The 20790-nt window shown below is 36.9% G+C and carries 17 protein-coding genes and 1 pseudogene; 13 read left to right on the top strand and 5 right to left on the bottom strand.

The window, feature by feature from the left end:
- Window positions 1-47: 47 nt before the first annotated feature.
- Window positions 48-1136, top strand: coding sequence for a YeeE/YedE family protein (locus HMPREF2603_RS02065; RefSeq protein WP_070501898.1), 1089 nt, complete (start codon window positions 48-50; stop codon window positions 1134-1136).
- Window positions 1137-1191: 55 nt separating this feature from the next.
- Window positions 1192-1416: a sulfurtransferase TusA family protein gene (locus HMPREF2603_RS02060; protein WP_002481726.1), complete on the top strand. Its 225-nt coding sequence runs from the start codon at window positions 1192-1194 to the stop codon at window positions 1414-1416.
- Window positions 1417-1466: 50 nt separating this feature from the next.
- On the opposite strand, the gene HMPREF2603_RS02055 is transcribed toward HMPREF2603_RS02060, so the two are convergent.
- The gene (locus HMPREF2603_RS02055) at window positions 1467-2108 is read right to left on the bottom strand and encodes a redox-sensing transcriptional repressor Rex (RefSeq protein WP_060804006.1); all 642 of its coding nucleotides are present in this window, start codon (window positions 2106-2108) and stop codon (window positions 1467-1469) included.
- Between the two features lie 563 nt (window positions 2109-2671).
- On the opposite strand from HMPREF2603_RS02055, the gene HMPREF2603_RS02050 reads away from it, so the two are divergent.
- Window positions 2672-4597: an ABC-F family ATP-binding cassette domain-containing protein gene (locus HMPREF2603_RS02050; protein WP_057510847.1), complete on the top strand. Its 1926-nt coding sequence runs from the start codon at window positions 2672-2674 to the stop codon at window positions 4595-4597.
- A gap of 339 nt (window positions 4598-4936) precedes the next feature.
- A complete protein-coding gene (locus HMPREF2603_RS02045; RefSeq protein WP_070501896.1) occupies window positions 4937-6532 on the top strand; it encodes a MutS-related protein in 1596 nt (531 codons plus the stop codon).
- A 57-nt stretch (window positions 6533-6589) separates the two neighbouring features.
- On the opposite strand, the gene tsaD is transcribed toward HMPREF2603_RS02045, so the two are convergent.
- The 4 genes from tsaD to tsaE are packed head-to-tail and all read right to left on the bottom strand — an operon-like array spanning window position 6590 to window position 9162.
- Window positions 6590-7615 carry a tRNA (adenosine(37)-N6)-threonylcarbamoyltransferase complex transferase subunit TsaD gene (tsaD, locus tag HMPREF2603_RS02040; protein ID WP_060804008.1) on the bottom strand — a complete coding sequence of 342 codons (1026 nt, stop codon included), beginning with the start codon at window positions 7613-7615 and terminating at the stop codon, window positions 6590-6592.
- On the bottom strand, window positions 7615-8034 hold the full coding sequence (gene rimI / locus HMPREF2603_RS02035) for a ribosomal protein S18-alanine N-acetyltransferase (protein ID WP_096754679.1): 420 nt from the start codon (window positions 8032-8034) through the stop codon (window positions 7615-7617). Before rimI ends, tsaD begins: the two co-directional genes overlap by 1 nt.
- 20 nt (window positions 8035-8054) lie before the next feature.
- The gene (tsaB, locus tag HMPREF2603_RS02030; RefSeq protein WP_060804009.1) at window positions 8055-8720 is read right to left on the bottom strand and encodes a tRNA (adenosine(37)-N6)-threonylcarbamoyltransferase complex dimerization subunit type 1 TsaB; all 666 of its coding nucleotides are present in this window, start codon (window positions 8718-8720) and stop codon (window positions 8055-8057) included.
- The gene (tsaE, locus tag HMPREF2603_RS02025) at window positions 8689-9162 is read right to left on the bottom strand and encodes a tRNA (adenosine(37)-N6)-threonylcarbamoyltransferase complex ATPase subunit type 1 TsaE (protein ID WP_070501894.1); all 474 of its coding nucleotides are present in this window, start codon (window positions 9160-9162) and stop codon (window positions 8689-8691) included. Before tsaE ends, tsaB begins: the two co-directional genes overlap by 32 nt.
- A 460-nt stretch (window positions 9163-9622) precedes the next feature.
- On the opposite strand from tsaE, the pseudogene ilvD reads away from it, so the two are divergent.
- From ilvD to ilvA, 9 genes and pseudogenes are all read left to right on the top strand, one after another.
- Window positions 9623-11313: pseudogene (gene ilvD / locus HMPREF2603_RS02020) on the top strand (dihydroxy-acid dehydratase).
- A 21-nt stretch (window positions 11314-11334) separates the two neighbouring features.
- Window positions 11335-13062, top strand: a complete 1728-nt coding sequence (gene ilvB / locus HMPREF2603_RS02015) for a biosynthetic-type acetolactate synthase large subunit (protein ID WP_037556616.1) — start codon at window positions 11335-11337, stop codon at window positions 13060-13062.
- Entirely contained in the window at window positions 13059-13532 is a 474-nt protein-coding gene (gene ilvN, locus HMPREF2603_RS02010) for an acetolactate synthase small subunit (RefSeq protein ID WP_002481737.1), read from the top strand. The genes ilvB and ilvN overlap by 4 nt, the downstream gene beginning before the upstream one ends.
- A gap of 58 nt (window positions 13533-13590) precedes the next feature.
- The gene (gene ilvC / locus HMPREF2603_RS02005; protein WP_002481738.1) at window positions 13591-14595 is read left to right on the top strand and encodes a ketol-acid reductoisomerase; all 1005 of its coding nucleotides are present in this window, start codon (window positions 13591-13593) and stop codon (window positions 14593-14595) included.
- 25 nt (window positions 14596-14620) lie between these two features.
- On the top strand, window positions 14621-16153 hold the full coding sequence (locus HMPREF2603_RS02000) for a 2-isopropylmalate synthase (protein ID WP_060804012.1): 1533 nt from the start codon (window positions 14621-14623) through the stop codon (window positions 16151-16153).
- Complete coding sequence (leuB, locus tag HMPREF2603_RS01995; RefSeq protein WP_070501892.1) at window positions 16150-17190, top strand: 3-isopropylmalate dehydrogenase; 1041 nt, start codon at window positions 16150-16152, stop codon at window positions 17188-17190. Before HMPREF2603_RS02000 ends, leuB begins: the two co-directional genes overlap by 4 nt.
- Before the next feature lie 15 nt (window positions 17191-17205).
- The gene (gene leuC / locus HMPREF2603_RS01990) at window positions 17206-18588 is read left to right on the top strand and encodes a 3-isopropylmalate dehydratase large subunit (RefSeq protein WP_002481741.1); all 1383 of its coding nucleotides are present in this window, start codon (window positions 17206-17208) and stop codon (window positions 18586-18588) included.
- Window positions 18581-19162, top strand: a complete 582-nt coding sequence (gene leuD / locus HMPREF2603_RS01985) for a 3-isopropylmalate dehydratase small subunit (RefSeq protein WP_070501890.1) — start codon at window positions 18581-18583, stop codon at window positions 19160-19162. The genes leuC and leuD overlap by 8 nt, the downstream gene beginning before the upstream one ends.
- 12 nt (window positions 19163-19174) lie before the next feature.
- Window positions 19175-20443 (top strand): threonine ammonia-lyase IlvA, encoded by a 1269-nt coding sequence (ilvA, locus tag HMPREF2603_RS01980; RefSeq protein WP_057510853.1) that lies wholly within the window; start codon window positions 19175-19177, stop codon window positions 20441-20443.
- Window positions 20444-20790: the final 347 nt, after the last annotated feature.

The raw sequence follows: 20790 nt of genomic DNA, 5'->3' as shown, positions 1-20790 counted from the left end.
GTATATTAGGATAAACCTTATCAACATTATCGGAAAAGAGGGATTAAATGATTTGGATGATTATCAGCGGTCTAATTGTGGGGAGTTTACTAGGATTTGTAATGCAGCGGACACGATTTTGTTTAGCCGGCGGATTTAGAGATATGTATGTTCAAAAAAATAATAAAATGTTTTACGCTTTACTCATTGCAATTTCTGTTCAAGCAATTGGCTTATTAGCTTTCACAGCGATAATTGGCAAACCTTTAGATAACGGAACATTCCCAATTATCGGAACAATTGTTGGATCATTTGTTTTCGGTGTTGAAATTGTATTAGCTGGCGGTTGTGCCACTGGTACTTACTACCGTGCTGGTGAAGGTCTTATCGGCAGCTGGTTAGCTTTAGTTGCTTATGCAGTATTCTCAGCTATTACTAAAGCAGGATTGTTAAAACCAGTGATGGAAGGTCTTAATTCAAAAACTAATGTTAATGCAGATATGTCAACAAGTACAGGTATTCCTGCTTGGGTTTGGGTCATTGTCATTACAGCAATTACAGTGTTCTTTGTGGTTAAAACAGTACGTAAACCTAAACCGAAAATTGCAGTCCCTAAATTAAAACAAAAATTCACAGGTGTACGTCACTTCTTCTTTGAAAAGAAATTCCACCCATTCGTAGCAGCAATTGTTGTTGGATTAATTGCGTTACTTGCTTGGCCAATGAGTTATTCAGCAGGCCGTGAAGGTGGTTTAGGTATCACTACACCTTCTTCAAATTTAGTACAATTTATCATCACAGGTAAAACATCATTCTTAGACTGGGGTGTATTCTTAGTCTTAGGTATTTTCATCGGATCTTATATTGCAGCTAAAGGTTCACGTGAATTTGCTTGGAGATTACCAGATAAAAAGACTTTAAGAAATAGTGTTATCGGCGGTGCATTAATGGGATTCGGCGCTTCAGTTGCCGGCGGTTGCTCAATTGGTAACGGCTTAGTTGCAACAGCAGCATTATCTTGGCAAGGCTGGATTGCTCTTGCATCAATGATTTTAGGTACTTGGTTAATGAGTTACTTTATCTTTATTAAACCAATGAAAGCATTACGTAAAGCACCTGCTAAAACAACTGCTTCAAGACCTGCAACACAATCATAATTAAGTTAAAATAGCCATAACGAATTAAAAGTTTTAAACAAAGGAGAATGAAACTATGGTATACGAACTAGGAACAGTCGGAATGGTTTGTCCTTTCCCTCTTATCGAAGCACAGAAGAAAATGGAAGAATTAGAAGTCGGAGACGAATTGAAAATTGACTTTGACTGCACACAAGCGACAGAAGCTATCCCAAACTGGGCAGCTGAAAAATCTTACCCTGTAACAAATTACGAACAATTAGGAGATGCTTCTTGGACAATAACAGTTCAAAAAGCCTAAACTAAAAAAGGAGTTTGCATTGAATGAAAATTCAAGCAAACTCCTTTTCTTTATTTACGATTCATATTATTCATAAAGAAGAGTAAAGACTGTAATTCTACCCCTAAATCAATATGATGTACTGATACATTATCAGGTACATCGATACGTGAAGGTGTAAAGTTTAAAATGCCTTTTACGTTACTAGCGACAAGTTGATCAGCAACTTCTTGTGCTGCTCTTCCAGGTGTTGTGATAATCACTACATCTAAATTGCCTTTTTTCAAAATATCATGAATGGCATCCATGTCTTTAACTTCAACTTTTCCAATTTGCGTACCGACTACATCCGCGTCAATATCAAACGCTTCTGTAATCACCATATCATCGTGGATTGAGAAGTTATATGAAAGCAATGCTTTCCCTAAGTTCCCTACGCCGACTAAACCAATACGAATTACATCACTTTCGCTGATTTCGCCTTTAAAGAATTCTAATAAACTCTCCACATTGTAACCATAACCTTTTTTACCCAGCTCACCAAAATATGAAAAATCTCTTCTGATGGTAGCTGAATCAATATCCAATGCTTCACTGATTGTTTTAGAATTCACTCTATCTATCCCTTTTTCTTGAAGGGTATTCACGAATCGGTAATATAAGGGTAATCGTTTCAAAGTCGCGCGAGGAATTTTATTGTTTTGATTAGCCAATTTATTTTCCTCCAAATCTTTCTAACTACTATCCCAAACTTTATTCAGTTCAACCATAATAAAACTATACTTTTAATCGTATGAAGTTATGTTAATTTAGCCATGGAGTTGTGAAAAGTAGTCATTTTATCGACTATTAGCAGATTATAGTATTATCATAGTTAATAATGCTGTACAACAATACTCAGCTTGTTTCTGGAATCATTTTTTATTATTTAAGTATACCGTATGATTTCAGAAATTGGAATGACTGTATTATCAACATTTTAGTGAATACGCTCTTTATTACACTAAAACATCCATAATTGCATTTGTAAATTACAGCAATGTACTAACTATTATACGATTAGAATTTTGTTTTGAACACATTTTTTTAAACAAATAATAATTAATGGTCTGTATTAAATGTGTATTGACACAAATTTCTGATAAAATATTCAATCTTTTAATTTCGCGTGATATGTTAGGAATTCATGTCAATTGCGCTTATAATAGTAACTAAGCGACGCTTTTTAGGAAGGAGGACTACGAGATATTTATAGACAAATCTCGTATAAATTTGAATGATATTACTACAACTAAACAATGTCTCAAAATCCTTCGACGGGGAAGAAATCTTTAGTGATGTCCACTTTGAAGTAAAGAGTCATGAAAAAATAGGCATTGTCGGCAGAAATGGCGCTGGCAAATCAACATTAATGAAAATCATTGCTGGTGTGGATGGTTATGATAGCGGCAATGTCTCGAAAATCAAAAATTTAAAAGTCGGTTATTTAACACAACAAATGACCTTAGATACTGACCATACCGTATGGGAAGAGATGTCTAAACCTTTTGCGTATCTTAAACAAATGGAACAAGAGATGCAGGCGGAAACTAATTGGTTAGCCAATCATGCTGATGAATATGAATCTGAGACTTTCAAAGACCATATGGCAAGATATGAAGCTTTGTCTAACCAATTTGAACGCTTAGAGGGGTATCAATTTGAAAGCAAGATTAAAACGGTCTTACACGGACTAGATTTTAACGAAGAAGATTTCAATCGTTCAGTAAATGATTTCAGCGGTGGTCAAAAAACGCGTTTGTCACTTGCACAAATGTTATTGAGTGAACCTGATTTATTATTACTCGATGAGCCGACCAACCATTTAGATATGGAAACAACACAATGGCTCGAAGATTATTTGAATTACTTTAAAGGTGCTATCGTTATTATCAGTCACGACCGGTTCTTCTTAGATAAAACGGTCAACCAAATCTACGATGTCGCACTCGGTGCAGTTCAACACTATGTCGGCAACTATAGTAAATTTATCACACAACGTGATCAATACTATCAAAAACGTATGCAAGAATACGAACGTCAACAAGCTGAAATTAAACGACTAGAAACATTTGTCGAAAAAAATATCACACGTGCATCAACAAGCGGAATGGCTAAAAGTCGTCGAAAAGTTTTAGAAAAAATTGAACGTATCGATAAACCGATGTTAGATGCTCGCAGCGCTAATATCCAATTCGATTTTGATCGTAATACAGGTAATGACGTATACCATATTAGAAACTTAGAAATCGGTTATGCAGAGCCTGTGATTGCACCTATCACAATGGAAATCACTAAAGGAAATCATTTAGCAGTCATTGGACCGAACGGTATCGGAAAATCAACATTCATTAAAACTGTAGCCGACCGTATTCCTAAATTAGGCGGCGAAATTATTCATGGCGCAAATTTACGTGTCGGTTACTACGATCAAAAACAAGCAGAATTCAAATCTAATAAAACCATTTTAGACTATGTATGGGACCAATACCCTACCATGCCAGAAAAAGATGTACGTGCAGTATTAGGTCGTTTCTTATTTGTTCAAGATGATGTAAAAAAAATCATCAATGATTTATCAGGTGGTGAAAAAGCCCGTTTACAATTGGCATTATTGATGTTAGAACGTAATAATGTCTTAATTCTTGACGAGCCTACCAACCACTTAGATATCGATTCTAAAGAAATGTTAGAACAAGCACTTCAAGATTTTGAAGGTACTTTAATCTTCGTTTCACATGACCGTTACTTTATTAATCAACTGGCAAATAAAGTTTTCGATATGCAACCAGATGGCGGTACTGTTTACGCAGGCAATTATCAATATTATTTAGATAAAACTGAAGAGAAAGCCGCGATTGCCGCAAAAAATGAAGCACAACAAGCAGCACAAATCTCGACTGAAGAAAATACGAATTCATACGAAAATCAAAAAGCACAGCGTAGAGAACTACGTCAGTTAGAACGCCAAATTGAAAACTGTGAAGCAGAAATTGAAAAGTTCGAAGAACAAATCGAAACCATCGATCATCAATTAACACAACCAGAAGTATTTAATGATCCAGAAAAAGCTGCACAGTTAGCTGAAGAAAAAGACACTATCGAACACCAACTCGAACAAGTTATGGAAACGTGGGAAGAATTACAAGAAAAAATAATATAAACCATAAAGGTTACCGAGGACTAGAAATGAACACTTCATTTTTAGTCCTCTTTTATTACAATTCCTTAACAAAATTATCAACATTAAAAATCCCTTAACATCAACTATCCACAGAGTTATCCACTTTATCCACAGGTAAAAAGACACCATTTTAAAGACTATTCACATCACTTTCCACAGTTATTCACCTATTTACCCACACTTATCCACAAGTTATTCACTTATTGTTGATAAGTACGCATGTTCGCTATTGACAAAACAACAACTCAATCAAAATTGGCGACTGCTCATTATTATGAGATACTATAAATAATTCATATAAATAGAGAGGTATTATTCATGGATAGTGTACTTAATATTTTCTTATTTTTAATCTTCATGTGGCTAGTGATTACAGCGCTTTATATCATACTCACTTACTACCAAAAATACCGCGCTGCACAACGTATACGTTCATTATGGGATGCACGCGCTAAATCTGAAAGCTTCATACGTCCCAATCAACATTATCGCTATCAATACGATACATATCATCAGCAAAATGAACATACACTCGATGATAAAACATGGTCCGATTTAAATTTAGACGACGTGTTTCAACAACTCAATTATAATTTCACCGCAATTGGTGAAATGCGCTTATACGCAACACTTCGAGGCATGTTTAAAGTTAACAACCAAAGTTTGATTAACAAGTTCAAAAATCATAAAACATTTCGTCAAAGTGTGTCTGTACATTTATCACAAATTGGCAAAACAATTTATCCAATGTTTCCGGATCAAATCAAACCAATTAAAATGCAAAATATTTATTATCTATGTCCTTTGCTTCCTATTATAGGTTTGATACTTGTACGTATTCTAAAGGGCCCAGGCTTATTAATATTACTCTTTACGATTGTGTTGAATATCTTTCTAAGCGGTAAATTATCCAAACACTACTCTGAATATATCAACGCAACCTTTTATTCTGTTAATGTCATTAAAAAAGCTGAACGTATTCATCAACTTGAACAAGCACCTGAACTTGATGTGAATTTCAAACATTTCGCGAAAGCCAAACGATTCAGTCCCCTACTAGGTAAAGTTTCACCTGATAACGAAGGCGGTGCGATGGCAGAATTTATTAAACTCGCTTTCATGTTAGATTATGTTATTTTCAATTCAGTTCAAAATACCTTTACTAAGCATCAAGATGAACTGATGGCTTGTTATGACTATGTCAGTGAAATTGACAATCATTATGCGATTGCTTTATGGCAAGAAACTTTAGAATCATATACACATCCTGAAGTCACACAACAACCTGAATTAGAATTCAACGCGTTAGTTCACCCTTTACTTGAGACACCTGTCCCAAATGATTTAAACATTCAGCGAAACATCTTACTGACAGGTTCGAACGCATCAGGTAAATCGACGTTCATGAAAGCTGTAGCACTCAATTTAGTATTAGCGCAAACTGTTGATACAGCATTAGCGACTCAATTCAAATATAAGCCTGGTATGATTTTAACTTCTATGGCAAATCAAGATGATGTACTGAGCGGAGATAGTTACTTCATCGCAGAATTGAAATCTATCTTACGCTTAATGGATCAAACAAACACTTATTGTTATTGCTTTATCGATGAAATATTTAAGGGAACGAATACAACAGAGCGCATTGCTGCTTCTGAATCAGTTTTAAATTACCTTGCAGAACATCCCAAATACAGAATCATTGCGGCAACGCATGATATTGAATTATCACAACTACTTGAACAGGATTTTGCGAATTATCATTTTAATGAAACGATTAAAGATGATGAAATTTATTTTGACTATAAAATCAAACCAGGTAAAGCAGATACTCGTAATGCAATTGAATTATTACGCTTAATGCACTTTCCTGATGCTGTTTATCAAAATGCATTAAAAAACACAAAAAAGTAGAGAAGCAAAATAACCGCTTCTCTACTTTTTCTTTTATCAATATTTCTTTTTATTCAATTATTCTACTGAAAATTCTTCAATATCAATACTGCTTTTACCATTTAAATCTAAATCAGCTTTTAATCCAGCTTCATATAAATAATGACCTGCTGCACCAATCATCGCCGCATTGTCAGTACATAACTTCGGACTTGGAATTGATAATTTAATCTGATGTTCTGCACATGCTTCTTTAAGTGCTTTTCGTAAACCTTTGTTGCTTGCGACACCACCTGCGACTATTAACTGATTCACTTGATACGTTTCACATGCTTTAATCGCCTTGTGTACTAAAACTTCAACGACACTATTTTGGAAACTTGCCGCAACATTTTCAGGAATAATTTCTTCATTCTTTTGTTTCAAGTTATGCAGCTTATTGATAACTGCACTTTTTAAACCACTGAAGCTAAAATCAAAACTATCCGGTTCTAGCCATACACGTGGGAAGTCGTAGACATCTTCCCCTTTTGTTGCGAGTTGATCGACTTTCGGTCCGCCGGGATACGGCAAGCCGATTGTACGTGCCACTTTATCATAAGCTTCACCGACTGCATCGTCTCTTGTTTCACCGATAACTTCAAAGTTTAAATGGTCTTTCATATAAACTAACTCCGTATGACCACCTGATACTATCAGTGCCATCAACGGAAACTCGAATGGTTCTTCTAAATTATTCGCATAGATATGACCTGCAATATGATGCACCGGGATTAATGGTTTATCATATGCATATGCTAATGCTTTTGCTGCATTGACTCCGATTAAAAGTGCACCGATTAAGCCTGGACCTTCTGTCACCGCAACCGCATCTATTGCTTCCATATCTGTATGCGTTGTTGTTAAGGCCTCATCTATCGTTTGTGTGATACCTTCCACATGATGACGGCTCGCTACTTCAGGGACCACGCCGCCGAAACGTTTATGACTTTCAATTTGGCTCAGCACAGTATTGCTTAAGATTTCTTTGCCATTTTTAATCACACTGGCACTTGTTTCATCACAGCTTGATTCTATTGCTAAAATTAATGTATCTTTTTCCATTATAAATCCACCCACATTACGAGTGCATCCTCGCCTTCTCCATAATAATTTTTTCGTTTGCCGCCGTAATTGAACCCTAATGATTCATAAACACGACGCGCAATGCTGTTTTCAATACGTACTTCTAAACTCATAACCTCACATGTCTGTCTAGCGAAATTCATCGCATACTCCACAATTAACTTTCCTAATCCATACCCGCGCATCTTTTCAGTTACCGCAACTGTCGTAATTTGTGCTTGATCAATGACGGTCCATATACCGATATAACCAATAATCTCTTGCTCATATTCCATCACAAAATAACGTGCAAATTGATTACGTTCGACTTCATGATAAAAAGCATCAATAGTCCAAGAGCTATCATTAAAACACAAGCGTTCTAAATCAAAGACCTTCGGCACATCCTCTACAGTCATCAATCGTATATTCAAGCCATTTAATTCTGTTGCGTTTTTAACCAATTGCGTTCTGCCTCAGAAAGTTTAAGATAGTCTGGTTTAAAGGTATGGATATTTTCTGGTTGCGTAATTAAACTTTGCATCACGCCGGCTTTAGGAAGTTGATGAATTATCGGTCCATTTAGCAACTCAGTAATATTTTCTAAATCATGACCGACAAAAACGTGTGGCTGTTGTTGTTGATTCAGGTAATCATTTAAATCTGTAATCAACATATATTGGTCTTCTAATAAGTTAACAAGTCGACCTTCTTGGTATTGATAAACACCTGTATAAACCGCTTCTCGTCTTGCATCAAACACGGGAACAATTAACTGTTCAGTCTGTGTATCAGGTAAAGTTGCAGCTAAGGCTTCTAAAGATGAAACGCCATATAACTCTGTATTTAATGCATAAGCTAACGTTTTAGCAGTCGTAACACCAATTCTTAATCCAGTGTATGAACCAGGACCTTTAGCAACGATAATTGCATTAATATCTCTTTTAGTGATACCTGCTTCTTCAATGATTTTTTGAATCGCCGGCATCAGTTGAACAGAATGATTACGTTTAATATTTGTGGTATGTTCTACTAATATATTTTCATCTTGCATCACTGCAAGCGACATAGGCTTATTGGATGTATCCAGCAGCAAGTAAATCACGTGTGACGTCCTCCTTCAGTTGTGTATAATGCGCACCTTGTACTTCTATTGTAATTTCTCTTTTATTTTCATCTACTGCAGTAAGATTAATCGTTAAATGATTATCTGGCAATAAGTCTTGAATAAATGTACTCCATTCAATAACGGTTACTGCATGATCATCAAAATATTCATCGAACCCTAAGTCTTCATCAGAATCTTCTAAGCGATAGCAATCCATATGATGAAATTTCATGTTCGTTCCTTTATAAGATTTAATAATATTGAAGGTTGGAGAGTTAATTGTACGTTTCACTCCTAAATGCTTACCGATGAATTGACTTAATGTTGTCTTTCCTGCACCTAAATTACCATTTAATAAAATTAGATCTTTGGGTTGTAAATGCTTTGTCAGTATTTCAGCAAATTGATTCATTTGATCAATATTGTTGATTGTTATCATTTTCAAGTCTCCTATTTTCTATTCTGTATGCGTACAGAAATTTCGTCTTCTATATTGTAACATGGCATGCAACTGCTTTTGACTATAATGATTGTTTGCTTTAAAAATAAAATATGTAATTATTAAAAACGTTTTCATGTGTGAAATTAAAAAATTTTCAGAAATCCGGTTGACATCCCTCTGGACATGTAGTAAATTAAGTTTATCAAATTTTTAGACAATTCAAATTTATTCATAAAACCATTCGAAAGGAGCAAATTGAAATGACTAACAGAACACAAGCAAATACTCTACCGACAACAACAAATATTTTAGTCATTTTATTAATTTGCTAGGACTCGAACTTTAGTAAAAACCATTACTAAATGTTTAAGTCCTATTTCCGATTGAATGGGACTTCCATTGACGTCCCAATAATTATTGGGACGTTTTTTTATTTGAATCTTCGGGGGGAATTATATTGAGAAGCGACACAATCAAAAAAGGAGACCAACAGGCTCCGGCCAGAAGTTTACTTCATGCCACAGGACAAATCAAAGATCCAACAGATATGAACAAACCATTCGTAGCGATTTGTAACTCTTATATCGATATCGTTCCAGGACATGTTCACTTAAGAGAATTAGCAGATATTGCAAAAGAAGCTATCCGAGAAGCAGGCGCAATTTTGAATTCAACACAATCGGTGTTGACGATGGTATCGCAATGGGACACATTGGAATGCGTTATTCATTACCATCTCGTGAAATCATCGCAGATGCAGCTGAAACAGTTATCAACGCACATTGGTTCGACGGTGTCTTCTACATTCCAAACTGTGACAAAATCACACCAGGAATGTTAATGGCAGCAGTTAGAACAAACGTACCTGCTATCTTCTGTTCAGGCGGACCGATGAAAGCTGGTTTATCTACAACAGGTAAAGCCTTAACTCTTTCATCTATGTTCGAAGCAGTTGGTGCCTTTAAAGGCGGTTCAATGACAAAAGAAGAATTTTTAGATATGGAACAAAATGCTTGCCCTACTTGCGGTTCTTGCGCAGGTATGTTCACAGCAAACTCAATGAACTGTTTAATGGAAGTATTAGGACTAGCACTTCCATATAATGGTACAGCATTAGCCGTATCAGACCAACGTCGAGAAATGATTCGACAAGCCGCTTTCCAATTAGTAGACAATATTAAAAATGATTTGAAACCACGTGATATCGTTACAAAAGAAGCATTAGATGATGCATTCATATTAGATATGGCGATGGGCGGTTCAACAAACACAGTACTTCACACACTTGCAATCGCAAATGAAGCGGGTGTTGATTATGACTTAAGCCGTATCAATGAAATTGCTAAACGTACACCTTATTTATCTAAAATCGCACCAAGTTCTTCTTATTCTATGCACGATGTTCATGAAGCCGGCGGTGTTCCTGCTATCATCAATGAATTAATGAAAAAAGAAGGTACATTGCACCCTGACAGAGTGACTGTTACAGGTAAAACACTTCGCGAAAACAACCAAGGCAAAGAAATCAAAAACACAGATGTCATCCATCCACTTGATAATCCGTACGATAAAGAAGGTGGCCTTTCAATCTTATATGGTAACTTAGCTCCAAATGGTGCAGTTATCAAAGTCGGCGGTGTAGATCCTGAAATCAAAGTCTTTAAAGGAAAAGCCATTTGTTTCGACTCTCATGATGAAGCTGTTGAAGCAATTGATAACCACACTGTACGTGAAGGTCACGTTGTAGTTATTCGTTATGAAGGCCCTAAAGGCGGACCAGGAATGCCTGAGATGTTAGCCCCTACTTCATCTATCGTAGGTCGCGGCTTAGGTAAAGATGTTGCATTAATCACTGACGGAAGATTCTCAGGAGCAACAAGAGGTATCGCAGTCGGACACATTTCACCTGAAGCAGCATCAGGCGGACCAATCGGATTAATTCGTGACGGTGATGAAATCGTCATCGACTTAACAAACAGAACATTAGATGTAGATGTTTCAGAAGAAGAAATGAACAAACGTAAAACAGAAGTCAAACCATTTAAAGCCAAAGTGAAAACAGGTTACTTAGCACGTTATACAGCACTTGTTACAAGTGCAAATACGGGCGGTGTTATGAGAGTACCAGAATATCTAATTGAGGAGTGATGCTTTATGTCTAACCCACAAATGACTAAACATAATGAAGAAGCAAACAGTACACAAGCAGCCACGAAAACGAGTAGAAGCGGTTCGGAATTGTTGGTAGAAGCACTGTTGAAAGAAGGCACAGAGTTGCTTTTCGGTTATCCAGGAGGTGCCGTGCTACCGCTCTATGATACATTTTACGATGGTAAAATCAAACATATCTTAGCACGACATGAACAAGGTGCTGTACACGCTGCGGAAGGTTATGCCAGAGTTTCTGGCAAACCTGGCGTAGTTGTAGTTACCAGCGGTCCAGGAGCAACAAACGTTATTACAGGTATTGCAGACGCATTTAGTGATTCATTGCCACTTGTAGTATTTACAGGACAAGTGGCAACACCAGGTATCGGTAAAGATGCATTCCAAGAAGCGGATTTACTTTCAATGACAACACCTATCACTAAACACAACTTCCAAGTTAAACATCCAGACGAAATTCCTGAAGTGGTACATCAAGCGTTTCACATTGCAAATACAGGTCGTAAAGGCCCAGTAGTCATCGACTTCCCTAAAGATGTCGGCATTCTACAATCTGATGTTGATGTATGTGACGAGCTTGATTTACCAGGATATCGTTTAGCTGATGCACCGAACCCTCAAGATGTACAAACTGTGCTAGAATGGTTGAAATCAGCGAAGAAACCAGTCATTTTAGCTGGTGCAGGCGTGAGACATTCAGAATCAGGTCCACTTCTGACTACATTTGCTGAACGCCATCAAATTCCAGTAGTCACAACTTTACATGGGTTAGGCACAATTCCTTACAGCAATCCCCTATTCTTAGGTATGGGCGGTATGCACGGATCTTACGCAAGCAACATGGCACTTTCTGATTGCGACTTGCTTATCAACTTTGGCAGCCGCTTCGATGACCGCCTTGCAAGTAACCCAGATAAATTTGCAGAAAACGCTAAGGTTGTTCATGTAGACATCGATCCTTCTGAAATCAACAAAATCATCAAAACAGATTTGGGCGTAGTAGCTGACTGTAAATTAATGCTTGAAGCATTGCTTACAGAAACTAATACTTACGACCAACATAAGGACTGGGTTGACTATTGTGTGAATAATCAGAAATCTCATCCATTTGCATATACAGATGAAGAAGCAGATGTATTTATCAAACCTCAACAAGCCATCGAGTATATCGGTAAAATTACAAATGGAGAAGCGCTAGTTACAACAGATGTCGGCCAACACCAAATGTGGGCAGCGCAATTCTATCCATTCAAACATGATAATCAATTAGTAACAAGCGGTGGTCTTGGAACAATGGGCTTCGGCATCCCTTCTGCTATCGGTGCTAAATTAGCACAACCTGATAAAACAGTTGTTTGTTTCGTTGGAGATGGCGGTTTCCAAATGACCAACCAAGAAATGGCAATCTTAAATGAGTATGGTTTAGATATCAAAATCGTCCTTATCAATAACGGCACACTAGGAATGGTTAAACAATGGCAAGATAAATTCTTTAAACAACGTTTCTCTCATTCAGTATTCAATGGCCAACCAGATTTCCAACAATTATCAGAAGCATATGGTGTGAAAGCATTCTTAGTAGATGATCCTAAAACACTTGAAGCAGATTTAGAAGCAGCATTTGCGCACAAAGGCCCTGCTTTAATCGAAGTAAGAATTTCACCTAAAGAACCAGTTTTACCGATGGTACCAAGCGGTAAAGCGAACAACGAAATGGAGGGTGTCCTATGAGATATACATTCAAGACGCAAGTATTAGATAAATCTGGTACATTAAACCGACTGACAAGTACCTTTTTAAGACGTCAGTTTAATATCGTAACACTTTGTGTTACACCAAGTATTCAACCTGGTATTTCTGATATGACATTCGTAGCTGAGTTAGATGAAGCATCAAAAGTACAATCACTCATGCTCCATTTAGAAAAACAAATTAATGTACTTTCTGTAGAAAATATCACAGATAACAACGTCTACAGTGTGGAATTATTACTTGCTAAAATTGCAACACCTGCAGATAAAACAGAATTAGACAACTTGATCAATCACAGTGATGCGCTAGTTTCAGTATTAAAAGAAGAAGATGGTCATACTTATTTACAAGCATCAGGTACACAACAAGCACTTGATGATGTATTACATGCACTATCATCACAACAGATTGAACAAGTTTCTAGAACAGGAACTGCAGCATTATTATAATTTGAATTTTCACAAAATTGAGAATTTAAAATAAAACAAATTTTTGGAGGAATTTATTATGACAACAGTTTATTATGACGAATCAGTGAAAAAAGACGCTTTAGAAGGTAAAAAAATCGCGGTATTAGGCTACGGTTCTCAAGGTCACGCACATGCTAAAAACCTTAAAGACAACGGCTATGACGTTATAATCGGTATCCGCCCAGGACATTCTTTCGACAGAGCTAAAAAAGATGGATTCGATGTATATCCAGTTGGAGAAGCAGTAAAACAAGCAGACGTAATCATGGTATTATTACCAGATGAAATCCAAGGTAAAGTATACGACGAAGAAATCGCTCCTAACCTAGAAGCTGGTAATGCATTAGCATTTGCACATGGTTTCAACATCCACTTCGATGTAATCAAACCACCAAGTGACGTAGATGTATTCTTAGTAGCTCCTAAAGGCCCTGGTCACCTTGTAAGACGTACATTCACTGAAGGCAGCTCAGTTCCTGCATTATTTGGTGTAGGCCAAGATGCAACTGGTAACGCTTTTGATATCGCATTAAGCTATGCAAAAGGTATCGGCGCAACTAAAGCTGGTGTCATTGAAACTACATTCAAAGAAGAAACTGAAACAGACTTATTCGGTGAACAAGCAGTACTTTGCGGTGGTGTTACTCAATTAATCCAAAACGGTTTCGAAACATTAGTTGAAGCTGGTTACCAACCAGAACTTGCTTACTTCGAAGTATTACATGAAATGAAATTGATCGCTGACTTAATGTACGAAGGCGGTATGGAAACTATGCGTTATTCAATTTCAAACACTGCTGAATACGGTGACTATGTTTCAGGTCCACGTGTTATCACACCAGATGTTAAAGAAAACATGAAAGCTGTATTAACTGATATCCAAAACGGTACATTCGCTAACAACTTCATTAAAGATAATGAAAATGGATTCGAAGAATTCTACAAACTACGTAAAGCAGCACAAGGTCACCAAATCCAAGAAGTTGGTAAAAAACTTCGTGAAATGATGCCATTCGTTGAAAATAAAACTATTGAAGAATAATACTAAATCAGGAGGTTGATTATTTATGAGTCATATTCAAATTTTTGATACAACACTAAGAGACGGTGAACAAACGCCCGGAGTCAGTTTTTCCTTTGATGAAAGACTGACTATCGCAAAGCAACTTGAAAAATGGGGTGTCGATGTAATTGAAGCTGGATTCCCTGCTTCTAGTGAAGGTAGCTTTAAATCAGTTCAAGCTATTTCACAAGCTTTAACTAAAACTGCTGTAGTAGGCTTAGCAAGATGTAAGAAAAGCGACATCGATGCTGTGTACGAAGCAACTAAAGAAGCAAAATATCCGCAATTACATGTATTTATCGCTACTAGCCCTATTCATTTAGAGCATAAATTGAAAATGACTCAAGAAGAAGTGCTAGAGCAAATTACTGAAAATGTTGCTTATGGCAAATCTTTATTCGATGTTGTACAATTCTCACCCGAAGATGCAACACGTACTGATTTAGATTTCTTAATCAAAAGTGTGCAAACAGCTGTAGACGCAGGTGCAACAATTATCAACATTCCTGATACAGTAGGTTATAGCTATCCAACTGAATTCGGAAATATCTTTAAAGTATTGCTTGAAAATGTTAAATCTGATCAAGAAATTATCTATAGTGCACACTGCCACGATGACCTAGGCTTAGCTGTTGCAAACAGTATGGCTGCCATCGAAAATGGTGCAAAACGTGTTGAAGGTACAATTAACGGTATCGGTGAACGTGCTGGTAATACTGCACTTGAAGAAGTTGCGCTTGGTTTATACGTACGTAAAAATCACTATGGTATTGAAACAAGACTTGAGCTTGGACGTACTAAAGAAACTTCTGATTTAATTTCTCGTTTCGCTGGTATTCCAGTACCTCGAAATAAAGCTGTTATCGGTCAAAACGCATTCAGTCATGAATCAGGTATCCACCAAGACGGCTTCTTGAAAAACCGTGAAACATACGAAATCATGACGCCACAATTAGTGGGTATCCAAACATCTGAATTGCCTCTTGGTAAATTGTCTGGTAAACATGCTTTCGCTGAAAAGTTAAAACAACTTGGCTACGAAATCAGTCCAGAAAAACAAGTTGAATTGTTCAAACAGTTCAAATCTATTGCTGATAAAAAGAAAAATGTTTCTGATTATGACGTACATGCCCTTGTTCAAGGTCATTACCATGAAACAAATGCTGCTTATCATGTTGAAAATCTTCAACTACAATTTGTGGCTGAAGGTGTACAAAGTGCAGTCGTTCAACTTCGTGATAATGACGGCAAACAATATCAATCAGCAGCAACAGGAACAGGTTCTATTCTTGCAGTATACAATGCAGTAGACTTAATCTTCGATGCTGAATCTGAATTGTTGAACTATCAAATTTCTTCAGTAACTGAAGGTTCAGATGCACAAGCACAAGTTAACGTTGAACTTAGCATTGATGGACGCTCTTACTACGGTATCGGTATCGACCATGACGTATTGCTTGCTTCATGTAAAGCTTATGTGGAAGCTTATTCTAATCATATTGCTGATGCATCAGTTAATAATGAGGTGAACGCATGAGTTATAAAATCACTGCCCTCCCAGGCGATGGTATAGGTCCAGAAATACTTGAAGGTACTTTGAAAATATTAGAAAAATTAAGTGGAAAATATAACATTGATTATGAATTAGAAACTTATGATTTTGGAGGGGCCGCTATAGATAACTATGGCGACCCGCTTCCATCATCTACGCTTGAAGCTTGTAAACAATCTGATGCGATTCTTTTAGGTGCAATCGGCGGTCCAAAATGGACAAACAGCCCAAAACGACCTGAAGCTGGCTTACTTGCTTTAAGAAAGAACTTAGAGTTATTCGCAAATATCCGCCCTACTGCTGTAGTTGAAGGCGCGACTGAATTCTCTCCTCTTAAAGCAGAACGTGTACAAGGTACTGATTTAGTGATTGTCAGAGAATTAACAGGCGGTTTATACTTCGGTGAACCGAAAGAATTAGCTGAAGATCATGCAATTGATTCATTAACATATACTAAAGCAGAAGTTGAACGTATTGCACACGCAGCGTTCAAACTTGCACAATCAAGACGTAAGAAATTAACTTCAGTGGACAAAGAAAATGTATTAGCATCAAGTAAATTATGGCGTAAAACAGTTGATAAAGTATCTGCTTCATATCCTGATGTGGAAGTAGAACATCTACTTGTTGATGCATGCAGTATGCATTTGATTACGCGTCCAACACAATTTGATGTGATTGTAACTGAAAACTTATTCGGTGATATTTTAAGCGATGAAGCTTCTGTCATTCCAGGTTCATTAGGTGTATCCCCTTCTGTCAGCTATGGACAAAAAGGTACAAAACTTTATGAACCAATTCATGGATCAGCACCTGACATTGCGGGTCAAGATATTGCGAATCCGACAGGTATGGTGCTTTCATTAGCAATGTGTTTCAGAGAAACATTTAATCAAGCAGAAGCGGCAGAAGAATTAGAAAAGATTGTTTATGGTTTACTGAAAGAAGGCTTTACGACACCTGATTTAGGCGGAAAAGCACATACTTCAGAAATCTTCGAGAAAATTTTACAACAACTTTAAAGGATGGTGATTGAAATGGGACAAACTTTGTTCGATAAAATATGGAATAGACATGTTCTCACAGGAAATGCAGGTGAACCGCAATTATTATACATTGACTTGCATTTAATCCATGAAGTGACATCACCTCAAGCCTTTGAAGGATTAAGAATTCAACACAGACCACTGAGACGTCCGGATTTAACGTTTGCGACAATTGATCATAACGTACCGACAGAAGATATTTTCAACATCAAAGATGAAATTGCAGCAACACAAATCAAGACGCTTCAAAAGAACTGTGCAGAGTTTGGGGTTCGACTGTTTGATAATGGTACTGAAGAACAAGGTATCGTACATATGGTTGGACCAGAAATGGGATTAACGCAACCTGGTAAAACCATTGTTTGCGGTGACTCTCACACAGCAACACACGGTGCTTTCGGTGCCATTGCTTTCGGTATCGGAACGAGTGAAGTTGAACATGTTTTTGCGACACAAACATTATGGCAAACTAAACCGAAGAATCTTTTAATTGATATTAATGGTGAGTTGCCTAAAGGTGTATATGCGAAAGATATTATCTTACACCTCATCAATCAATATGGTGTAGATTTCGGTACAGGTTATGCGCTTGAATTTGCAGGTTCTACAATTCGTAATCTATCAATGGATGCGAGAATGACAATCTGTAATATGGCGATTGAAGCCGGCGCAAAATATGGTTTAGTTGAACCAGATGAAACAACGCTAGAATATGTCAAAGGTCGTCCTTACGCTGATATTGATGAGGAAACTGCAGAATATTGGCAATCACTTTATAGTGATAAGGATGCACAATTTGATCGTGTGATTGAGTTAGATGTATCTGACCTAGAACCACAAGTAACTTGGGGTACTAGTCCTGAAATGGGTGTAAGCTTCAATACACCTTTCCCAGAAATTCAAAACGTCAATGACGAACGTGCTTATCACTACATGGATTTAAAACCAGGTGAAAAAGCTGAAGATATTGAACTTGGTTATGTATTCTTAGGCTCTTGTACAAATGCGCGCCTTTCTGACTTACAAGAAGCAAGCAAATTTGTTAAAGGACATAAAGTACATCCAAATATCACAGCAATTGTTGTACCTGGTTCAAGAAGTGTTAAACATCAAGCTGAAGCATTAGGACTTGATAAAATCTTTAAAGATGCAGGCTTTGAATGGCGTGAACCTGGCTGCTCAATGTGTCTCGGTATGAACCCTGACCAAGTACCAGCTGGTGTCCACTGTGCTTCTACCAGCAACCGTAACTTCGAAGGTCGTCAAGGTAAAGGTGCAAGAACACATCTTGTATCCCCTGCTATGGCAGCAGCTGCTGCGATTGAAGGACGCTTCGTAGACGTCAGAAAATGGGAGGCGCTTGAACATGCTTAAAATCGAACCGATTACACAATATACAGGTAAAACTGCTATTTTATTTCACGATAATATTGATACAGACCAAATTATCCCAAAAGTCCATCTCAAAGGCGTTTCTAAAACAGGACTTGGTCCTTACGCCTTTGATGAGTGGCGTTATCTAGAAGATGGTTCAGATAACCCTGAATTCGAATTAAACCAACCTCAATATAAAGGTGCTTCAATTCTTATCACAGGTGATAACTTTGGTTGCGGTTCTAGTCGTGAACACGCAGCTTGGGCATTAAAAGATTATGGCATCAATATTATTATTGCGGGCAGCTTCAGTGATATTTTCTACATGAACTGCACGAAAAATGCATTATTACCTATCGCACTAGAAAAAGAAGATCGCGAGTTCCTTGCGAAATATAAAGAGCTCGAAATTGACCTTCCGAATCAGGTAATCAAAATACCTGATCGCGAATTACATTTTGATATTGATTCAACTTGGAAGAACAAACTTGTTCAAGGACTAGATGATATTGCCGTCACATTGGCATACGAAGACCAAATTGAACAATACGAACAGAAATACCAACACAATTAAGGAGTGAGCGAAATGACTGTACAAACTGCTGTATCAGCTAAAGACATAGAAGAGGCTTTTTTATCATTACAGCCGATTGTCAAAGAAACGCCTTTAGAGAAAGATCATTATTTATCTTTAAAGTATGACTGTAATGTATATTTAAAAAGAGAGGATCTGCAATGGGTACGTTCTTTTAAACTAAGAGGTGCTTATAACGCAATTCAAGTATTGAGCGAAAGCGAAAAAGCAAAAGGTATTACATGTGCGAGTGCCGGCAACCATGCACAAGGTGTCGCATTTACTGCACAACGATTAGGATTAAAAGCAGTCATCTTTATGCCTGTGACAACTCCCCTTCAAAAAATTAATCAAGTTAAATTCTTTGGTGGAGAAAATGTTGAAGTAATCTTGGTTGGTGATACATTTGATGATTGTTTAAAAGAAGCCCTAGAATATACTGAAAAACATGCGATGAACTTTATTGACCCATTTGACAATGTCAATACAATTGCAGGTCAAGGTACAATCGCAGCGGAAATTTTAAAAGAAGCACAAGAAAGCAATATCGATGTAGATTATCTATTTGCCGCAATTGGTGGCGGCGGATTAATTTCTGGTGTAGGTACTTACTTTAAAGAGAAGTCTCCTCAAACAAAAATTGTAGGTGTTGAACCTAAAGGTGCTGCAAGTATGTATACTTCAGTTGTCTTAGAACATCACAGAGTGAAATTACCAGAAATTGATAAGTTTGTAGACGGTGCATCTGTTGCACAAGTCGGCAAAATTACATTTGAAATTGCGAAAAAAGTCGTTGATGATTATCTTCAAATCGATGAAGGTGCTGTATGTTCTACAATCTTAGATATGTATTCTAAACAAGCCATTGTCGCAGAACCTGCAGGTGCATTAAGCGTCTCAGCTCTAGAACAATATCGTGATCAAATCAAAGGCAAAACAGTAGTTTGTATTATCAGCGGTGGTAACAACGATATCAACCGTATGAAAGAAATCGAAGAACGCTCACTTTTATATGAAGAAATGAAACACTACTTCATTTTCAACTTCCCTCAACGTCCTGGTGCGTTAAGAGAGTTCGTAAATGAAGTATTAGGACCAAATGATGATATTACTAAATTCGAGTACTTGAAAAAATCTTCTCAAAACACAGGTACAGTTATCATAGGTATTCAATTAAATAACCATGATGACTTAACGCGTTTGAAAGAAAAAGTACATGAGTTTGATCCATCAAATATCTATATTAATGAAAACAAAATGTTGTATTCATTATTGATTTAATCTAAAAAGCAGGAGATGCCATAATTCTAAAATGACTTATGGTTTCTCCTGCTTTTTCTTTATATACATATGCCTCTTAATTTTCCGCACAGCTTCTCCACTTACACATCTTAAGCTAAATTCTCGTTTATTGAATGAGTCTTTAACTAATGCTGATTAAAAATGCTTTCTATATACCTATTTAAAACAGTATGTAATGTTTTATATGTATCTTATGAACTATATCAATTTCTCTTATAAAAAATCATAAAAAAAAGACCTCAAACCTGAGATCTCAATGCGGCTCATCGCATCCAAAATATATAATATACGGATTATACATTCAAAACTAGATAGTAAGTAAATTT

Source organism: Staphylococcus sp. HMSC055C03, assembly GCF_001809385.1.
Classification (GTDB): Bacteria; Bacillota; Bacilli; order Staphylococcales; family Staphylococcaceae; genus Staphylococcus; species Staphylococcus simulans.
The sequence above is the reverse complement of the archived record's forward strand: the minus strand, read 5'-3'. Positions and strand labels throughout refer to the sequence as shown.